This window comes from Pontimicrobium sp. MEBiC01747 (genome assembly GCF_053601635.1).
On record NZ_JBSHNS010000260.1, the window covers coordinates 1 to 1,442 of the forward strand.

Consider the following 1,442-nt stretch of genomic DNA (forward strand, 5'->3'; position numbering starts at 1 on the left):
AAACGTTCTGTCCACTCTCCTACTATATCCACATTCCATGGATCTCCATAGGGGTTACCAAAGCCCATAGAAATATATACCACAACTTCTTTATTAGTTCGATCTGCTATATTTAAAATTTGCTCTAATGTTACTACAGATTGTGCTATTGTTTTATGCGTATTACGCATCTGGAAATTTTCAGATATTGAAAACGGATATCCTAAATAGTGAATTTCTGGATGCAGAGATGCTGCTTCTGCTCCTCTTGTATTAGCTACAATTGCTAGTAGTTTGCTTATAGTATTACTTAAGTCTAATTGCGCTAAAACTTCAGCTGTATCTACCATTTGCGGAATCGCTTTTGGAGATACAAAGCTTCCAAAGTCTACAGTATCGAAACCTACTCTTAAAATAGATTGAATATACTGTACTTTTTGTTCTGTTGGAATAAATGCTTTTATTCCTTGCATAGCGTCACGTGGACACTCGATTACTTTTACTTTAGTACTATTCATTTCAATTTCAAAGATAAAAAAGATTAGTAGTTACGAAAGTATTATTCATTACAGATTTATGGTAAAATTATTTTTACTTAGATTATAAATGATAACTACAACTCTGTAAACGTTTATTTGTTAGGAATATAATACTTTAACATGCTTTATATTAATATTAAAATAGCAATACCCATAAACACAACTATCTGTAGCCATTTTAATATAACTCCTACATTTGCATTTTGCTTCAAGTAATCTGAAATAAATCCAGCAAGTATGGCTATCCCTGAAAAAATAACAAACGAAGTAGCCATAAACAACAACCCCAGCACATAAAATTGAGTGACTGTACTTTGTGTATCGCTATATAAAAACCCAGGAAAAAAGGCTAAAAAGAAAATAGAGACTTTTGGGTTTAATACATTCATTATAACTCCTTGCTTAAACAATTGACATAAGCCTTTTTTAGGTACATTAGTATTAGATAAAGTTACTCTGGAATCGCTTTTAAAAACTTTATAGGCTAAATACAATAGATACAATGCGCCTAACAATTTGATAATAAAGAATAGGGTTTCGTTAGCCTTTATAATTGCTGATACTCCAAAGGCAACAAGTGTAGTATGTAATAGGCAACCAGATATTAACCCGCAAACAGTTGCTAAACCATAAGCTTTACCATTGGTTAAACTCTGCATCAATACATAAATATTATCTGGCCCTGGAGAAAAAGCTAAAGCGGAAGTCGCTAAAATAAAGGAGAAGATTAAATCGTAATTCACAAACTAAACTTTAAGATGGTTTTTACATTTTATTAAAAGTAAACTATTCGTAAAAATTAACATGTTATTATTAGTCTTTTTTGAATCTAAATTGTAATTTTAAAAACCAATTACCTCTAATCTATGAAAAAAACGCCTTGTTATCTTATTATACTTCTATTAATGTCTTATGGTATATGGG

Annotated in this window: 1 protein-coding gene and 1 pseudogene; both read right to left on the reverse strand. The window is 30.7% G+C overall.

Annotated elements, in window-relative coordinates; genetic code table 11:
• Positions 1-497 (reverse strand): annotated as a pseudogene (locus ACVC2P_RS08610) (hydroxymethylglutaryl-CoA lyase); the annotation flags it as partial.
• Between the two features lie 146 nt (positions 498-643).
• Positions 644-1,261 (reverse strand): LysE family translocator, encoded by a 618-nt coding sequence (locus tag ACVC2P_RS08615; RefSeq protein WP_452598069.1) that lies wholly within the window; start codon positions 1,259-1,261, stop codon positions 644-646.
• Positions 1,262-1,442 lie beyond the last annotated feature (181 nt).